The sequence below is a fragment of the uncultured Merdimmobilis sp. genome, assembly GCF_902471145.1.
GTDB lineage: Bacteria > Bacillota > Clostridia > Oscillospirales > Ruminococcaceae > Merdimmobilis > Merdimmobilis hominis.
Window position 1 is genome coordinate 1 of record NZ_CABRJC010000021.1, and the last position, 15,448, is coordinate 15,448.

Here is a 15,448-nt window from a genome sequence, read left to right on the forward strand (position 1 = left end):
CCAATAAAATTGGACTGGAAAAGCGCATTTAAGGGGGGATAGGCAACCCTCGCGTCACAGGAAAAGCCCGAACAGCCAACTTGTTGGCTGTGCCCCCATTAAAAATCCCACTCTACAAAAGGCAACTTGTTTTGAAAAATAGTTGGGGGAACGGCCCCCCCTCACCCCCCTGCTCCTTGGATGGCCACCTAGAAAAATGAGCTTTTAGCAGCGTCGCGAGGGCATCCGCGCAGCGGAAAAATCTTTCGCTTGAGGTGTGGAAGCCTCTAAGAAAGATTTTCCAAGCGTTCCCTTTGTGGCGCATAGATAAGGGGGACCGGGGTCTCCCCGGCGAGCTTTGGTTCCTTTCTTTCGTCAGAAAGGAACCACGGGGGTTTGGGGGCGTGCAGCGCCCCATAAATCCCAATTCCAGGATGGAATCTTGCCCTGGCTGGGGGTGCAGGGCGGAGCGCCTGCAAAACCAATTGTAAGATAGAATTTTGCTCTGTGCTGGGGGTTCGGGGGCACGCAGCACCCAAAAGAGGAGCCCTTCCCACAGCTTGTGGGAAGGGCTCCTCTCTCTGTTTTTATGGACAGCTAGGCATTGTTCCCTTCGGAAATCTCCCGCTGGGCCCTTTTGGTCAGGGAGGTAAACACCAGACGGTAGGATTCCTGTGCCATATGCCGCAGCAGCTCCTCTGGAATTTCCCCCGCTATCCGCACCGAGTTCCAGTGGGTTTTGTTCATATAGTATCCGGGGAGGATGTCCTCATACTGCTCCCGCAGGAAGGCCCCCTCCTGGGGCTCCAACTTCAGGGTGACCAGCTCATCTTCCCCGCTGTCCCCTTTGCAGACGGCGGCAAACAGTTTACCCCCCACCTGATAACGGGTCCACTGCCACTCCTCTTTAAAATCCTTGGACGCGCCGGGCATCGAAAGCAAAAAGCCATCCAGCCAGGAAATGTCCATGATGTTCCCTCCTTTTCCTCAGCGGCAAGCTTCCGGCTGCCCTTCCCTTTCCATCTTGCGCAGGGTCTCCTCCCGAATATCCTGTCGCAGGGCCGCCAGATAGGGAGAGAAGGCCGTTTTATCCTGGGCATAGGTCAGGTTGAGCTCGTATTCCCTGGGAATCCAGGTGCTAAGATCCGACTCGTTGTGCTGGATCAGCGCTTCCAGCCCGTCAATGGCCTTGAAAATTTTAGCCTCTATGGTGCTGCGCTGCGCCATCTCTTCAAACAATCCGGCCATCTCGGTGGCATAGGGTTCCGGCAGGGATGTCAGCCAGCGGGAAAGAAGGTCCTCCTCCCTCACTTCATCTGCTTGTGTTTTGTCAAAGGTGGGGATATCCCCAGTGAAGGATTCCCCCAGATCGTGGAGGATACACATCAACATCACCTTGCCCATATCCGCCTCTGGGAATTCATCCCGGAGGAAATAGGCCATCAGCGCCGCCCGCCAGCTGTGTTCTGCGACGCTCTCATGCCTCCCCTTTGAGGTGTAGCAGTGCCTTGTAGCATCCTTGAGCCGCTCTGCCACGTGCAGCGCCTCCAATAAAGCCGTCGATTCCATGGCTGTTTTTTCCTCCCCCAATATGCTTGTATTTTCTTTATCATAGCAAAAACAGGTTGAAAACACAAGTACAGCCTTTTCTTCGGGGGAGAATCCCTTTAAATGCAAAAGGGAGGCGGCTCGAAAGAGCGCCCCCCATGGAAATCTTTACAGTTTTTTCAACCGCCGGAACACCTCTTGGAACGCCTTGAGGCTGACGTAGAGGATCAAACACTCGATGGGGAGCATGGTGATGTTCTTCACCACACTGGGAACCACCGTCACCATAAACGCTTTGCCATACAGGAGGGTCTTCCAGTAGGTGCCCAGCACCCCGTTGACCAGCACATTGACCAAGCCCTTGGCGGCGACGACCCGCCACACGCTGACCTTCCCCTTATAGAGAAAGAGGCCATAGATCAGCCCCGCTAAGGCAGCGTTGAAGGTGAACCCCCAAAAATAAGGGCCAGTTGGCTTGAGGACGTACTTGATCAAATCCCCCGCCGCCGCGGAAAGGGAAAGCACCACCGGGCCGTACAACATGCCGCAGGCGCCGCGGGCCACAAAAGAGATCCCCACCCGAAGGGTCTGGGAGAGCTCCAGCCGGAAGAAAAAGGAGAGGATGACGTCCAGCGCCAGCAGCATAGAAGCCCCGGTGAGGGACGGGAGCTTTTTCAGCTCCTTAGCGGATTGGGATAGGCTTTCCTTGACGGAAACAAAAAAATTCATAGCAGTACCTCCTTCCATAAATTTGCGTACGGACAAATTTTCGGGGGAGGACCCCATGAATTTGTTCGCAGCGGGATGCGGCTGACCGACCGCAAGCTTGCGCTTTTCGTCCCGACAACAACTCCCCGTCTGTCGGACACTTCACGCCTGTCAGCCTACTCTGCTATTGGCCTTTAGTATAGCAACAAACGGCGCCCGGATCAAGATGCATCCAGGCGCCGTCCTCTATTTTTGGTTGGTCGACTAACATTTGCCGGTCAAACTGGGTAACATTTCTTTGGTTATTTTCCTGACAAGGCAGGGGGATATTCCCCCGCCCGGTCCATCATCTTCTGGTAGACCGACAGCATGGCCTCCTCGGAGACATACCGGGACAGCTCCCCGGCGGGAAGCCAGCCCACCCGGCTGTTTTCATCCTCTTTAATCCGCAGCGGCAAGGCGTCGTCCCCCTCAAAGAGGTAGGTCAGGTTGAGGTGGAGGTGGCTGGCCACCGGTTTCCCCCGCTTTTGGTGGGGCGGAACCGGCAGCACGTCCAGGGCGATGGGTTCACTGCATAGAAGGAGCAGGCCCTGAAGGCCGGTCTCCTCCTCCACTTCCCGGCGCGCGACGGCGCAGAGGTCCTCTTCCCCATCGGCGTGTCCCCCGGTCCAGGCCCAGGAGCGGTAGATGTTGTGGTAGGCCATCAGCACCTTGTCCCGCCCCGGATTGACCACCCAGGCGGAGGCGGTAAAGTGGCAGACTGGGTTTTCCCGGGTCAGAAGTTCATCCCCCCGGCTAAGGCAGTAGAGCACCAGCTCTTGGTCTGCGGCCTCCTGGGGGGTGTGGGGCACAAAGTTTTTTATCCTATCCCGCAGCATTACAGTCTCCCTCCCAAATCCCGGTAAGCCCGGAAGGCACTGGGGACGGCGCACTCCCCCTCCAGCTCTTCCCGGGTGACCCAGCGTTCCCCTTCTTTTGGCTTCCCAGGGGAAGCGCACTGTGCCAAAAATCCGGCCATCCGCCATTCCACATGGGAAAAGATGTGCTTGGCTTCCCGAAGGGGGATCAGCTTCTCTGGCTGGTATTCCCGCAAAAGAGCTGCTGCCTCTTCCCGGGTTCGCCATCCCTCCACATTGGGGAATTCCCACAGCCCAGCCAGCAGGCCCTTGTCCGGCCGGCGGCGCACCAGCACCCGTCCATCCCAAATGAGGAGGAACACCGTCCGCTCCTCCACCCGGCGGGCCTTTTTGGGGGCCTTTACCGGCAGGTCGGCAGCGGTGCCCTCCCGGTAGGCGCAGCAAAGCTCCCGCAGGGGGCATTCCAGGCAGTGAGGAGCCCCGTTGGGCAGGCAGACAGTGGCCCCCAGCTCCATCAGCGACTGGTTAAAATCCCCCGGCCGGTCCTCTGGAAGCAGCCGGGAGGCGACGGCCTGGAATCCCCGCTTGGTCTTGGGGTCGAGGACGTCCGCCCAGCAGCCGAACACCCGGGAAAAGACCCGCAGCACGTTGCCGTCCACCGCCGGCACCGGGATGCCAAAGGCGATGGAGGACACCGCCCCCGCCGTGTACTCCCCAATGCCGGGGAGGGACAGCAGCGCTTCATAAGATGGGGGCAGTTCCCCGCCGTACTGCTCCACCGCCAGCTGGGCGGCTTTTTTCATGTTGCGCACCCGGCTGTAGTAACCCAAACCCTCCCACAGTTTGGCCAGCTGTTCCTCCGGTGCTTCCGCCAAATCCCGCAAAGTGGGCAGGGCGGCCAAAAATCGTTCAAAGTAAGGCAGCACCGCCTGCACTCGGGTCTGCTGGAGCATGATCTCCGACACCCAAACCCGGTATGGGGTGGGTTCCTCCCGCCAGGGCAGGACCCTTCTGCCCCGGTCGTACCAGGCCAGCAGAGGGCTGGCGATGTCGGGCAGGGAGCCATCGGGCGGGAAAGCTTGGCGGTCCAGGTTTAAAAAATCCAGGTCGTTCAAATGGGATTCTCCTTTTTCGGTCAATTGGTTTTAAAAAGGGGCGGGGAGCGACGCTCCCCGCCCGGAAATCTGTCTTTATACATAATCCCGGTCCACCGTGATGACGGTGAACACGTGATTGTCCACCTCCCGGATTTTCCGGTCGATGAGGTCGGAAATCTCCTTGGGGCTCCACTTACTTTCGATGGGGAGCACCAGGTCGAAGATCAAGTTGGTGTGGGTGGGGCCGATCACCACCCGGAAATCGTGGATAGAAAGGCTTTTATCCACTCCGGCAATCACCTCTTCCACCACCCTTTTTAAGGTATTGGTGACCTCGCACTCGGTCTCGATGGGGTCCATGTGGATGACCAGCTGGAGGTTCAGTGCCTTGGAAATCTCCCGCTCGGCGGTGTCGATGGTGTCATGGCAACTCAAAATATCCCCGTTGGCGGGGACTTCCGCGTGGGCGGAGACAAAAATCCGGCCGGGGCCGTAGTCGTGGACCATCAGATCGTGGACACCGATGATGTCCGGGTAGGTGAGCATCCGCTCCTTGATGTCCTTGACCAGCGCCGGGTCTGGAGGGCTGCCCAGCAGGGGGTTCAGGGTGTCCTGGGCCACGCCGTATCCCGCCTTGAGGATCATCACCGCCACGATGAGGCCGATCACCCCATCCACCGGCAGGTCGGTGAAAGCGGAAGCGATGACCGAGATCATGGTGACGCCGGTGGCCATGGCGTCGGATAAGCTGTCCGCCGCCGTCGCCGCCAGGGAGGGGGAATCGATCCGTTTGCTGAGCACCGTGTTAAACCGGTTCATCCACAGTTTGACCAGCACCGAGACCACAAGGCCGGCCAGAACGGCATAGCTGAATAGGATGGGCTCTGGGTGGAGGATTTTTTCCACCGAGTTTTTGACAAACTCAATGCCCACCATCAGGATGAAGAAGGCGATCAGCAGGCCACAGAGGTATTCAATCCGGCCGTGGCCATAAGGATGGTCCTTATCCGCCGGTTTGGAAGCCATCTTAAACCCCGCCAAAGTCACCGCCGAGGAACCCACGTCCGACAGGTTGTTGAAAGCGTCCGCCGTGATGGCGATGCTGCCGGAGAGGGTCCCCAGCAGGAATTTTACGGCAAACAACAACAGGTTGCACAAAATGCCTACCCCGCTGCTCAAGGCGCCATAACGGGTGCGGACCCTGACGTCGGAGGTGTTGTCCGCATCTTTGATGCACCGCCGGATGAGAAAATCAATCATAGCGCTGTCCAATCCTTCCAAATGAAATTCACAGATACAACAAACAGCCGCCAAAACGGCGGCGCGCCGGCGGTAAAAGGGCCGGCTCCTTCATTGGATGGGCACGGCGTCCCCACCATTGAATACGACAGGCTCAGCAGGGGCGCTACCGATTCCTATTATACTGTGTTTCCCTGCAAAAAACAAGCGGGATCGCTCCCCTCGCCCGGAATCTCCGCCGCTTGGCGGCGGTCTGCTGGAAACATGTGGATGGTATTGGCCCCCCTTGATACCATCCCAGCAAGAGCCCCCCTTTATTTCAGGTTTGCCCGCCCCTTTCGTTGACAAGTAATAGACTTTTGCGGTATATTTGACTTGTTCCATTCCCACCTTGGGAACCGGATAATTTTGCAGGATAGAAGGTTGATATTGATGCAAACCCCACAAAAAATCCTCTCCCTTGCACTGGCCGCGGTGCTTTCCCTCTCTGTTTTTGCCGGATGCAGCAACAATGGGGACTCCTCCAGTTCCTCCAACTCCCCCAGTTCCCAGACCCAGCGGACCACCATCCGCCTAGCGGCTCTCAAAGGGCCCACCACCATGGGCTTAGTCAAGCTTTTGGAGGACAACGAAGCCGGCTCCTCGGCCAACCAATATGAATTTACCCTGGCCGCCACCGCCGACGAGATCACAGCAGCCATCGGCAAAGGGGAGCTGGATGCCGCCGCGGTGCCCTGCAACCTGGCCTCGGTGCTGTACAACAAAACTGAGGGCAAAATCGCCGTGGGTGCCGTCAATACCCTGGGCGTCCTGTATGTGGTGGAGACCGGCGACACCATCCAATCGGTGGCGGATCTGAAGGGCAAGACCATCTACACCACCGGCAAAGGCACCACCCCGGAGTACTCCCTCAACTATGTGCTCACCCAGAACGGCATCGACCCCGCTTCGGATGTGACCATCGAGTTTAAAAGCGAGGCCGCAGAGGTTGCCGCCGCCCTAGCGGAGGGCACTGCCCAGATCGCCATGCTGCCCGAGCCCTTTGTCACCACCGCCATGGCTAAAAACGAGAACCTGCGGGTGGCACTGAACCTCTCTGAGGAGTGGGACAAGGTCTCCTCCGACGGCAGCGGCATGGTCACCGGCGTGCTCATCTTCAGCCGGGATTTCTTAGAGCAGAACCCGGAAGCCGCCAGCCAATTCCTGGAGGAATACAAAGCCTCGGTTGCCTATGTCAATGAGAACACCGAGGATGCCGCCGCCCTGGTGGAGAAATTCGGTGTGGCCCCCGCCGCTGTGGCCCAGAAGGCCCTGCCCAACTGCAGCATCACCTTCCTGGAAGGGGATGCCATGAAGGAGAGGGTGGGTGGATACCTGTCGGTGCTGTTCCAGCAGAACCCCCAATCCGTAGGAGGCAACCTCCCCGATGATGCGTTCTACTTCGCGCGGTAACCCCCTTTGGAATAAAGTTTGGCCTCTCCTCTTCTGGCTGGCGGTCTGGCAGCTGGGCAGCGTGGCTGTGGGACAGGAAATCCTTCTGGCCTCCCCTGCTGCGGTGTCCAAAGCCTTGGGCCGCCTTGCCGCCACCGGCCTTTTTTGGAGGTCCATCGCCAGCTCCTTTGGGCGGATCAGCCTGGGGTTCCTGCTGGCCATGGTTTTTGGGGGAGCTTTGGCGGCGGCAAGCCACCGGTTCCCCCTTCTGGAAACTTTGGTGCGGCCCTTGATGACCGGCATCAAATCCACCCCAGTGGCCTCCTTTGTCATTTTGGCCCTGGTGTGGATCAAGGCCCGGAACCTTTCGGTCTTCATCGCCTTTCTGATGGCCTTCCCCATCGCCTACACCAACCTGCTGGAGGGCCTCTCTGCGGTGGACTCCAAGCTCTTAGAGATGGCCAAAGTCTTCCGGGTGGGGAAGCTGCGGCAACTCCTCTACTTGTACCTGCCCCAGCTGTGGCCTTTTTTGGTCTCCGCCGCATCCCTCTCCCTGGGCCTTTCCTGGAAATCGGGGGTGGCAGCTGAGGTCATCGGCCTGCCCCGGGACTCCATCGGGGAGCAGCTCTACCAGGCGAAGATCTTCCTGGCCACTGACGAGCTCTTTGCCTGGACGCTGGTCGTCATCCTGATCAGCATGGCGGTGGAAAAACTGCTGTTGGTCCTCCTGCGCTGGGCGGGCCGCCGAATAGGGGGCGATGTGTAATGGATATTCTGCTCACCGACCTTTCCAAGTCCTTTGGGGAGAAAACCGTCCTCTCCCACCTCTCCGCTCGGTTCCCCCAAGGGGAGTGCACCGGCGTCATGGGCCCCTCCGGCCGGGGGAAGACCACCCTGTTCCAAATCCTGTTGGGCCTCACACCACCGGACAGCGGCAAAATTGAGGGGCTAGACGGGCTGCGGTGTTCCGCCGTCTTCCAGGAGGAGCGGCTGCTGGAGGGCCTCTCCGCCCTGGAAAATGTGGCTTTTGTATTGCCCCGAGGGTTTTCCCGGGAAATCATCGGGGAACACCTCTTGGCCCTGGGCCTTGGGGGGAGCGAATCTCTTCCAGTGCGGGAGCTGAGCGGCGGCATGCGGCGGCGGGTCAGCCTGGCCCGGGCGGTTCTTTCCCCCAGCGACTTGCTGCTGTTGGACGAGCCCTTCCAAGGGCTGGATGAAGCCACCCGGCAGAAAGCCATAAAATACCTGCTGGACCATCGGGCGGGGCGGACACTGCTGCTCATCACCCACAACCCCGCCGACTGCCAGGATCTTGGCTGCCAACAGCTTTTGGACCTGGGGGCTCAATAGGAGGAGCTGCCGTGTATCAATATGCCTATATATCCGTCGCCACCACCGGGCTGTTTGGCACCAAATGCACCGAACACCGGGAGATTATCGACGGCTGTGCCCGCCACGGTTACCGATATGCGGGCTGCCTGCCCACCAATATGGATGCTTACGGCGGGGTTCGGGAGATCGACTTGATTTTTGAACTGGAAAATTGATTGGAAACACCCGCTCTGGGGGAAGTGACTCCCTTAGGGCGGGTGTTTTTGGTTTTTAGGGGGGTTCCTCGGTAAGAATATGGATGGAACAGGTTATTCAGCAATCTATCCAAATTAGCATGGATTTAAAGAGACAAGTTCACCAATAATTTTCCCAGATGTCCCCTTGTTTCTCTGATTTTTTTACGTTATAATAATGCTGATCCAATACATTATAAGTTTCACCACCGTTTCCTGTTGGGTGTTTCCTTCCCTCTTCTGAGCGGTGTCCCTCTATTGCCAGTGCCGTTTCTGCGGTGCTTTTTCTTTTGTCAAAAATCATCTGAAAAGGAGTTGTTTGTATGGAAGAATCCAGCTCCCTATCCCAGGGCAACAGCATCACCGACGGTGTCATCTGGAAGCAGCTGCTTACCTTCTTTTTCCCTATCCTGTTCGGCACCTTTTTCCAGCAGCTTTACAACACCGTGGACGCCATCATCGTGGGGCAGTTTGTGGGCAAGGAGGCCCTTGCCGCCGTGGGCGGCAGCACCAGTGTGCTGATCAACCTATTGGTCAACCTCTTTGTGGGCATCTCCTCTGGCACCACGGTGGTGGTGGCCCAGAAATATGGCGCCCGCAAACTGGAGGAATTGAGCCAGGCGGTTCACACCTCCTTTGCCCTCGCCTTAGTGGGTGGACTGGTGCTGGGGGCCATCGGTTTTCTGGCTGCCCCCTTTGCCCTTGAGGCCATGGGTACCCCTGCCGATGTTATGGATGGCGCCCTCACCTACATGCGGGTGATCTTTTTGGGGACCATCGCCTCCTGTATTTACAACATCGGTTCCGGTGTACTGCGGGCGGTGGGCGACACTAAGCGCCCTTTATACTTCCTCATGGCCTCCTGCCTGACCAATATTGTCCTGGACCTTCTGTTGGTTGTGCAGTTTAAGATGGGGGTTCTGGGTGTGGCACTGGCTACGGTGATCTCCCAAGTGGTGAGCGCAGTGCTGGCCATCCTCGCCCTGGTGCAGGAAGGGGTAGTCTACCAGCTGGATTTCCATAAAATCCGCTTTACCCCCTCTATCCTGCGAAGTGTCCTCAACGTAGGTCTGCCTGCGGGCCTTCAGTCGGATATGTACGCCATTTCCAACATCATCATCCAATCCTGCATCAACTCCTTCGGCACCGACACCGTGGCTGCCTGGACGGCCTTCGGCAAGATAGACGGTTTCTTCTGGATGGTGATGGGCGCATTTGGCGTGTCAATCACCACCTTTGTCAGCCAGAACTACGGCGCGATGAAGTACGACCGGGTAAAAAAATCTATTAAAGTGTGCCTGGGGATGGCTTTTCTTTTCACAGTTGTGGTCAGCACCTTCTTTTTGGTGTTTGCCAACCCATTGTATCATCTGTTTACCAGCGATGCCAACGTTCTGGAGCTGGGGCTGATGATGATGCGGTATATGGCCCCCTTCTACTGGACCTATATCTTTGTAGAGATCCTTTCTGGCGCCATCCGGGGTACCGGCAATGCTTTGACACCCATGCTTCTCACCTGCGGCGGCATCTGTGTGATGCGGGTGCTTTGGATCATCTTTATCCTCCCCCTGCGCCGGGAGATGACCACTGTGATTTACAGCTACCCCATCAGCTGGGCTTTCACTTCGGTGCTGTTTATTGTCTATTACCTGCGGGGAAATTGGCTCAAAACCAAGGCGCAATAGGGATGGAAGCCGCTGTTTTATCTTTTTTTGAAATTTTTTCATTTTCCCTGTTGACTTTTGCATCAGAATGCCTTATAATTATAACTCGTCAGGGGTGATACTCACCCCGATGTGGAGAGATCGCCTAGCCCGGTTTATGGCGCACGACTGGAACTCGTGTATGGGTAACACCATCGAGGGTTCGAATCCCTCTCTCTCCGCCAAGAAAAACCCGCTTAAACAATGTGTTTAGGCGGGTTCTTTTTCTTTTTACAATAACCCGCATTATAACCCATTATGATGGAATCTTCTACCCCAATTACACCGGTAAAACCACCGAAAAAAGGGCTGTGGAACCCTCTTTCCAAGGGACTGCGGTCGCCTGTGCTGTTCTCGCCTTGTCCACAGCATATTTGGGGTACTCTCTTTCCACTTGCCAAGAGGACTTAGAAGCTGAAAAAGAACTGGCAGATGCCCTTCACAAGAGCAGTATCTCCCATGCCAGCAAAGAAGCCAAACTGCGTAAAACCGTCCGGCTTTATCAAAACCATCTTGTTTTTTACTCCTTACAGGAAAGTCCTTGCTATCACGCCCCTATCTGTGACCGGCTCGAGGGATTCCGAACGGTAAGCACATGTTCGCTGGATGAGGCCAAAAGGCTTGGCCTGTCCCCCTGCCTTTTCTGTATTGAAACCGAATAAACAATACCCCGCCCTTCCGATTGTGGAGAGGCGGGGCTTTTTTGTTATTGATAGGGGTTTTGCTTGGCGGTGGAAAAGGCGCTGAACAGGCTCGCTTTCTGGGATTTTCGCAGGTCGCTTCGGGAGTCCAGGTAGGTTTTGGCCTCGTCCTTGGTGACGCTGCCGTTGCCGTTTTGGTCAGCTGCCTGTTTGGCCAGCAGATATTCCCCATAGGCAATGCCCGCCTGTTTGCAGGTCTCCACCGCTTTGGCCGTGGCTCTGTCGTACTGGTAACTGCGTACCGCCTTTTTCCGGCCCAGCTCGTCGGCCAGGTCATAGGCTTTCTCCACCATGGCCGCCTTCTCCCGGTCGGAGAGCTTCTTCCACTCCCGGCTGCCCAGGAAATCCTCCAGGATCTGGTGGGACTGCTGCCCCCGCTCCCGGGTGTAAGCGGTGTACTCCTTGGCGGAGAAGTCGTGGCGCTTGCCATCCCTCTGGATATACTTCTGAGGGGATGCGTTGGGGATTACCCCGTTGTCCCCCAGCTTGTGGTAGAGGCGAAGCACCTCTTTGTCCACCTTGTCCTGTTTGGACTTGGAATAATAGCCGGGGGAAACCAAGTTCTCAATGACCCGCTCCCCCAAGGGGGCCTTCTGCTCCCGGCCCCAGACGTCCAGCTTGGGCTCGATGTACTTGCTCCCCCCGGGGATTCCCTTTTGTAAAACAGTCGACCGGAAGGCCGCCTGCAAATCGCCGGGAACCAGGCTGTTTTTGTCTTTGTAATAGGTGTTGCGCTGGGTGCCGTCCAGGATGCGGTTGACCCGCCCAAAGGCGGTGGGGAACGCCTGGCCGAAGTAGCTCTCCGCCGCCGAGACGGCGAAGGCCTGGATGGCATTGCCCCCGTTGTTCTGGGCGTAACTGGCCGACTGGATGGCCCGGTCCAGGCCGGAGAGCATGGACATCTCCACCATGGGGTTGGTCAGGGACAGAACTGCCTCCCAGGCTGCTTCCGGGCCCAGGGAACCCTGTTCCAGCTCCTGCTGCAAAGCGACGCCGGTGAAAAACGGCAAGCTGGTGGGGGCCAGCCAGTCCAATGTATAGGTGGCATCCCCCAGCCTGAGGGCGTAAGGCTGCCAGCCGGAGACCTGCCGGTCGTAGGCCTCCTTCTTTTTGTCCTCCTCCGCCCCGCCGGTAAAGAGCCCCAGCTTGGAGAGGAAGAACCCCAAAGCCATAATGCCGGAGCCGGTGAGGCCGCTGGCCAGCTGGTCCAGGGCGTGGGCGGCATCCACCTTTCCGGTGCGGACTGCCTGGTTTAGGTTATAGACCCCGGCCAAGATCCCTGCCGGGCTGTAGTTGACCCCTCGCTTTAGGATGTTCACCGGGGTTTTCTTAAAGGGGGCGACCCCCTCGATGAGCAGGTTGGTCACCGGGTTGGTGCGGCTGAACTGGCTGAGGGCATCAGCGAATTTGCTGGCGTCCCGGTAGGTGGCCCGCCACGCTTCCTCGCTGGCCCACTGCTGGGCGTTTTTGAGGATCTCCTTCTGCCGGGCGGGGTTTTGGCTCTGGTAGTCGTTGGCTTTAAGCACCTGGGCAAAGGCTGTCTCATAGTTGGACCGCAGGAACCACAGGTCCTCCGTCTCCAAAGCGCCGCCGTTGGCCTTGCGGATGGCCTCCATAGTTTTCCCCATCGCCTGGGTGAATGCGTTGTTGGTGAAGGGGGTGTCCAAGCCCAAGAGTTTGCCGTCAAACACCGTCTGGTGCTGGCGGATCAGGTCGCTGGGGTTGTACTTCCCCCCGGCCTTCAGCACCTTCTGGTTTTCCCGGAAGCTCTCCGCCGCCATCTGCAAATAGCCCCGGTCGGTCTTGTTCCCCCGGTTGAGCACCGCCGCCGTCGGATCCCCCGCATACTTGGGCATCAGCTTTTGGGCGGACTGTTCCAGAGGGATCTTCACCAGGTTTTTCAGCTGCACCACCGGGTAGAAGGCGGCGTTGCCCAAGATGTTGCGGATGTGGGTGGTTGGGTTGGTGAGCATGGACATATACCGCAGGGCGTTCCACTTGGTGAGCCAATCGGCGGGGACCTGCTTGGCCACCTGGATATAGGCCCGCTCCACCGCCTCTTCCAGCCCCTTGGGGGAGGTTTGGGACAGGATGTCCGCCGCCGCTTCCTGGGGCAGGGTGATCTCCCCGGACAGCTTTGCGATCTCCCGGTTGAGCTGGTCGATCTGCAATTGGTTGAGGGCGGTCCCCTTCTGGGCTTCCAGCTGGGCGATCTGCTCCCCGTTTTTCTGCCGCTGCCGGGCCTGTTTCTTGCCGAGTTCGTTGTTGAGCCGGTTAACCGCCGCTTGGAGGGTCAGCAGCTCCCCTTGGGGGCCCATCCGCTTGAGCATGGAAATGGCCTGGACGTTCTGGCCGGAAACGGTGGCCTCCACCGCCAGCTGGGAGAGGATGTCCATGGCCGCTTTGGTGTCCCCACGGTTCTGGGCCTCCGCCAAAAGCCGCTCCCCCAAGGCGATGGTGTATTTGTCGGTGCGGCCGGTGGCCGCTCCCCCTGCGGTCTCTCCCCCGATGGCCCCAGAAAACCGGCCCAGGGCACGGTCATACCCCTCGGTTTCCAGGGTCTGGTTGGCCTTTTGCAGCGCCTCCGCGTTGCTGATGGGTTTATAGGAGAGGAGGCCCTGGCGCAGCTTCTGCTCCGTCTGCTCCATGAGCCGGGCGTCGGCATGGGAGCTTTCCAGCACCGTGCGGACGGTCTGCCGGGTGCGCTGCCCTTCCCCGGTGGCCGCCGGCACCTGCACGTCGTTGGCAGGGTGTTCCCCTTTGGGGATGGCCCGGTACTTCTCGATCAGCTCCGGCGCGATTTGGCGGGAGGGGGTTAGTCCTTCCGATCTCTTAGATAAAGAAGATACTGGTACTCGTTGTCCAATTGTTCCGCTTCTTCTGGTGTCAGCCCCGGAAAGCTGCTGTAATAGCTGTCCAGATATTTCTTGCAATCCTCCGCTGTCCGAACCCAGGCCGGCGCCCACAGACTGTCCTGTATGCGGTTGAATATATTCTTCTCCAGATATTCCAACCTCTTTTCCTGCTCCCTGGTCAATGCCATTATGATCTCCTCCCTTTTGCATGGTACTTCCATCATACGGCGGGAGGACCGGTCCGTCAAGCACGGTTCCGTCCTGAAGGACAATCAGTGGATTTTCCGCCCTTTTGGGCATCTGCTGCCGGCGCTCTTCGTTGTTCAGCTCCATCCGCTCCATAACCTCAAAGGCTTCCTGCTCCCCCACCAACTCGCTGTAAGCTTTTTCACTTGCCGATTTCATGGTGTGTTCCGGGGTGGTATTCAGGAACATCTCCTCCACAAAAGCGTCCTTGGCCTGCTGGGTGGGAAGCTGTTGATATTCCGATATCTGTTCTGCCCGATGCCGCAATTGCTCTCTTTTGTATTTTGCTACAGATCTTGGCGACCCGCCCTTTGCAAAGCCTTCCCTTGCTTGGATGGCGTGTTGGGTTTCATGAATAAGTGCTTCCAAGGGGGTCCAACCCATATCGTCCAACATGGCAACATTTGTGTTGGTGTTGAAAATGACCGTATCCCTGCTGGGGCTGTATCCAGCCATTCCCTGGGCGTTACCTATATTTTCATGTGTGACTGGTAGGTTGGCCAATTCCGGGTACCGCCGGTACAGCTTCTGGTGTTCCAGAATGTCCTGGAGCGTTTTGCCGTCCCCAATGCGGCTGTAGTTGATCTCGGCGTCCTGGTCGCTGATCTCCTTCCGCCACAGGCCCTCCTCCCCACGGAACATACCGAGCTCCTTCCAAATTTCTTCTCGAGTCTTCCCCTGCTGCTCCAGCTGCTCCGCCAGCTGGATTTCCTGGGCACTCGGCCCCACAAACAGCTTCCGCACCACGTCCCGCCCTGGGGCGTTGGGGCCAGCTCCACGCAGGCAGGCCGCCCATTTCTCCCGCACTTCCTCCAGGTCGTGGTAGGTGTAGCTGCTCCACACCCCGGCAGTCCTGTCTTCCCCACCGTTCCAGTGGATGGCATTGCGCCGCAGGAAGTTGTCCAGGGCGTCCAGCAGCCGTTGGGCCACATTGCGGTTGACCCCAATCAGCTGCTCAAACTGGCCGATGTCCTCCATGGTGTTCTGCATAAAGTGGGCGACCAGCTCTTCGTTGAGCTCGTCCTGGGTCATCTCCCCATAGCTCTCCCCCAGCATGGCGCTGACCCGCTCCAAGTCCCCGGTCTCCTGCATCATCTGAAACGCGGCGGATTGCAGTTCCCGGTATCCCGCCGGGTTGGAGGTTTTCATGGCGTGGGTGATCTCGTGGGTGAGCACCACCCTCACCGGGTTCTGGGCCTTGGCGGAGATGTGCAGGGTGTTGGTCCGGCCATCATAGAGGCCGTCCAGATCCCCCATATCCTCCTCCACCACCACGCTGACATTCGCCAGCTTTGCCGCAGCATCGACATCCCGGCGCATCCGGGTATCCCACCGGCGGGAGAGGGCATCCCTCACCAGGCCCGGCCTTCCGTCGGTCTCCCGCAGCTTGAGGGGGGCACGCTGTCCCTCCCCATTGACCTTCTCCCCCAGTTGTGGTACTCTTGGGGTGGAGAGATTCTCGGATATGGGTGTGACAGTCGCCACAGGGGTGGACGGCATCCCATACGCGCCGGGAATC

General features: G+C 58.2%; 12 protein-coding genes, 1 tRNA gene and 1 riboswitch. Of the genes, 6 read left to right on the forward strand and 7 right to left on the reverse strand.

What is annotated here, in order from left to right:
- Positions 1-576 precede the first annotated feature (576 nt).
- From RDQ42_RS08915 to RDQ42_RS08940, 6 genes are all read right to left on the reverse strand, one after another.
- Positions 577-948, reverse strand: a complete 372-nt coding sequence (locus RDQ42_RS08915) for an MmcQ/YjbR family DNA-binding protein (RefSeq protein ID WP_054332159.1) — start codon at positions 946-948, stop codon at positions 577-579.
- A gap of 18 nt (positions 949-966) precedes the next feature.
- Positions 967-1,548 (reverse strand): HD family hydrolase, encoded by a 582-nt coding sequence (locus tag RDQ42_RS08920; RefSeq protein ID WP_054332158.1) that lies wholly within the window; start codon positions 1,546-1,548, stop codon positions 967-969.
- 147 nt (positions 1,549-1,695) lie between these two features.
- Positions 1,696-2,256, reverse strand: coding sequence for a folate family ECF transporter S component (locus tag RDQ42_RS08925; RefSeq protein ID WP_054332157.1), 561 nt, complete (start codon positions 2,254-2,256; stop codon positions 1,696-1,698).
- A gap of 66 nt (positions 2,257-2,322) precedes the next feature.
- A riboswitch (THF riboswitch) is annotated at positions 2,323-2,421 on the reverse strand.
- 116 nt (positions 2,422-2,537) lie between these two features.
- A complete protein-coding gene (locus RDQ42_RS08930; RefSeq protein WP_054332156.1) occupies positions 2,538-3,113 on the reverse strand; it encodes an NUDIX hydrolase in 576 nt (191 codons plus the stop codon).
- Positions 3,113-4,198: an A/G-specific adenine glycosylase gene (mutY, locus tag RDQ42_RS08935; RefSeq protein WP_369949369.1), complete on the reverse strand. Its 1,086-nt coding sequence runs from the start codon at positions 4,196-4,198 to the stop codon at positions 3,113-3,115. The genes RDQ42_RS08930 and mutY overlap by 1 nt, the downstream gene beginning before the upstream one ends.
- 84 nt (positions 4,199-4,282) lie before the next feature.
- Positions 4,283-5,449 (reverse strand): cation diffusion facilitator family transporter, encoded by a 1,167-nt coding sequence (locus RDQ42_RS08940; protein WP_054332155.1) that lies wholly within the window; start codon positions 5,447-5,449, stop codon positions 4,283-4,285.
- Positions 5,450-5,860: 411 nt separating this feature from the next.
- Here RDQ42_RS08940 and RDQ42_RS08945 point away from each other — a divergent pair, with 411 nt between their 5' ends.
- The 6 genes from RDQ42_RS08945 (at position 5,861) to RDQ42_RS08970 (ending at position 10,312) form a co-directional block, all read left to right on the forward strand.
- Positions 5,861-6,880 (forward strand): ABC transporter substrate-binding protein, encoded by a 1,020-nt coding sequence (locus RDQ42_RS08945; RefSeq protein ID WP_231358310.1) that lies wholly within the window; start codon positions 5,861-5,863, stop codon positions 6,878-6,880.
- On the forward strand, positions 6,855-7,625 hold the full coding sequence (locus RDQ42_RS08950) for an ABC transporter permease subunit (RefSeq protein ID WP_308588567.1): 771 nt from the start codon (positions 6,855-6,857) through the stop codon (positions 7,623-7,625). Before RDQ42_RS08945 ends, RDQ42_RS08950 begins: the two co-directional genes overlap by 26 nt.
- Positions 7,625-8,209: an ATP-binding cassette domain-containing protein gene (locus RDQ42_RS08955; protein ID WP_231358308.1), complete on the forward strand. Its 585-nt coding sequence runs from the start codon at positions 7,625-7,627 to the stop codon at positions 8,207-8,209. Before RDQ42_RS08950 ends, RDQ42_RS08955 begins: the two co-directional genes overlap by 1 nt.
- Positions 8,210-8,220: 11 nt before the next feature.
- On the forward strand, positions 8,221-8,406 hold the full coding sequence (locus tag RDQ42_RS08960) for a DUF4177 domain-containing protein (protein ID WP_231358307.1): 186 nt from the start codon (positions 8,221-8,223) through the stop codon (positions 8,404-8,406).
- 341 nt (positions 8,407-8,747) lie between these two features.
- A complete protein-coding gene (locus RDQ42_RS08965) occupies positions 8,748-10,109 on the forward strand; it encodes an MATE family efflux transporter (protein WP_071428286.1) in 1,362 nt (453 codons plus the stop codon).
- 113 nt (positions 10,110-10,222) lie between these two features.
- Positions 10,223-10,312 (forward strand) — tRNA-Ser (locus RDQ42_RS08970).
- Positions 10,313-10,833: 521 nt separating this feature from the next.
- Here the strand turns inward: RDQ42_RS08970 and RDQ42_RS08975 are convergent.
- The gene (locus tag RDQ42_RS08975; RefSeq protein ID WP_308588569.1) at positions 10,834-15,429 is read right to left on the reverse strand and encodes an LPD23 domain-containing protein; all 4,596 of its coding nucleotides are present in this window, start codon (positions 15,427-15,429) and stop codon (positions 10,834-10,836) included.
- Between the last annotated feature and the right edge of the window lie 19 nt (positions 15,430-15,448).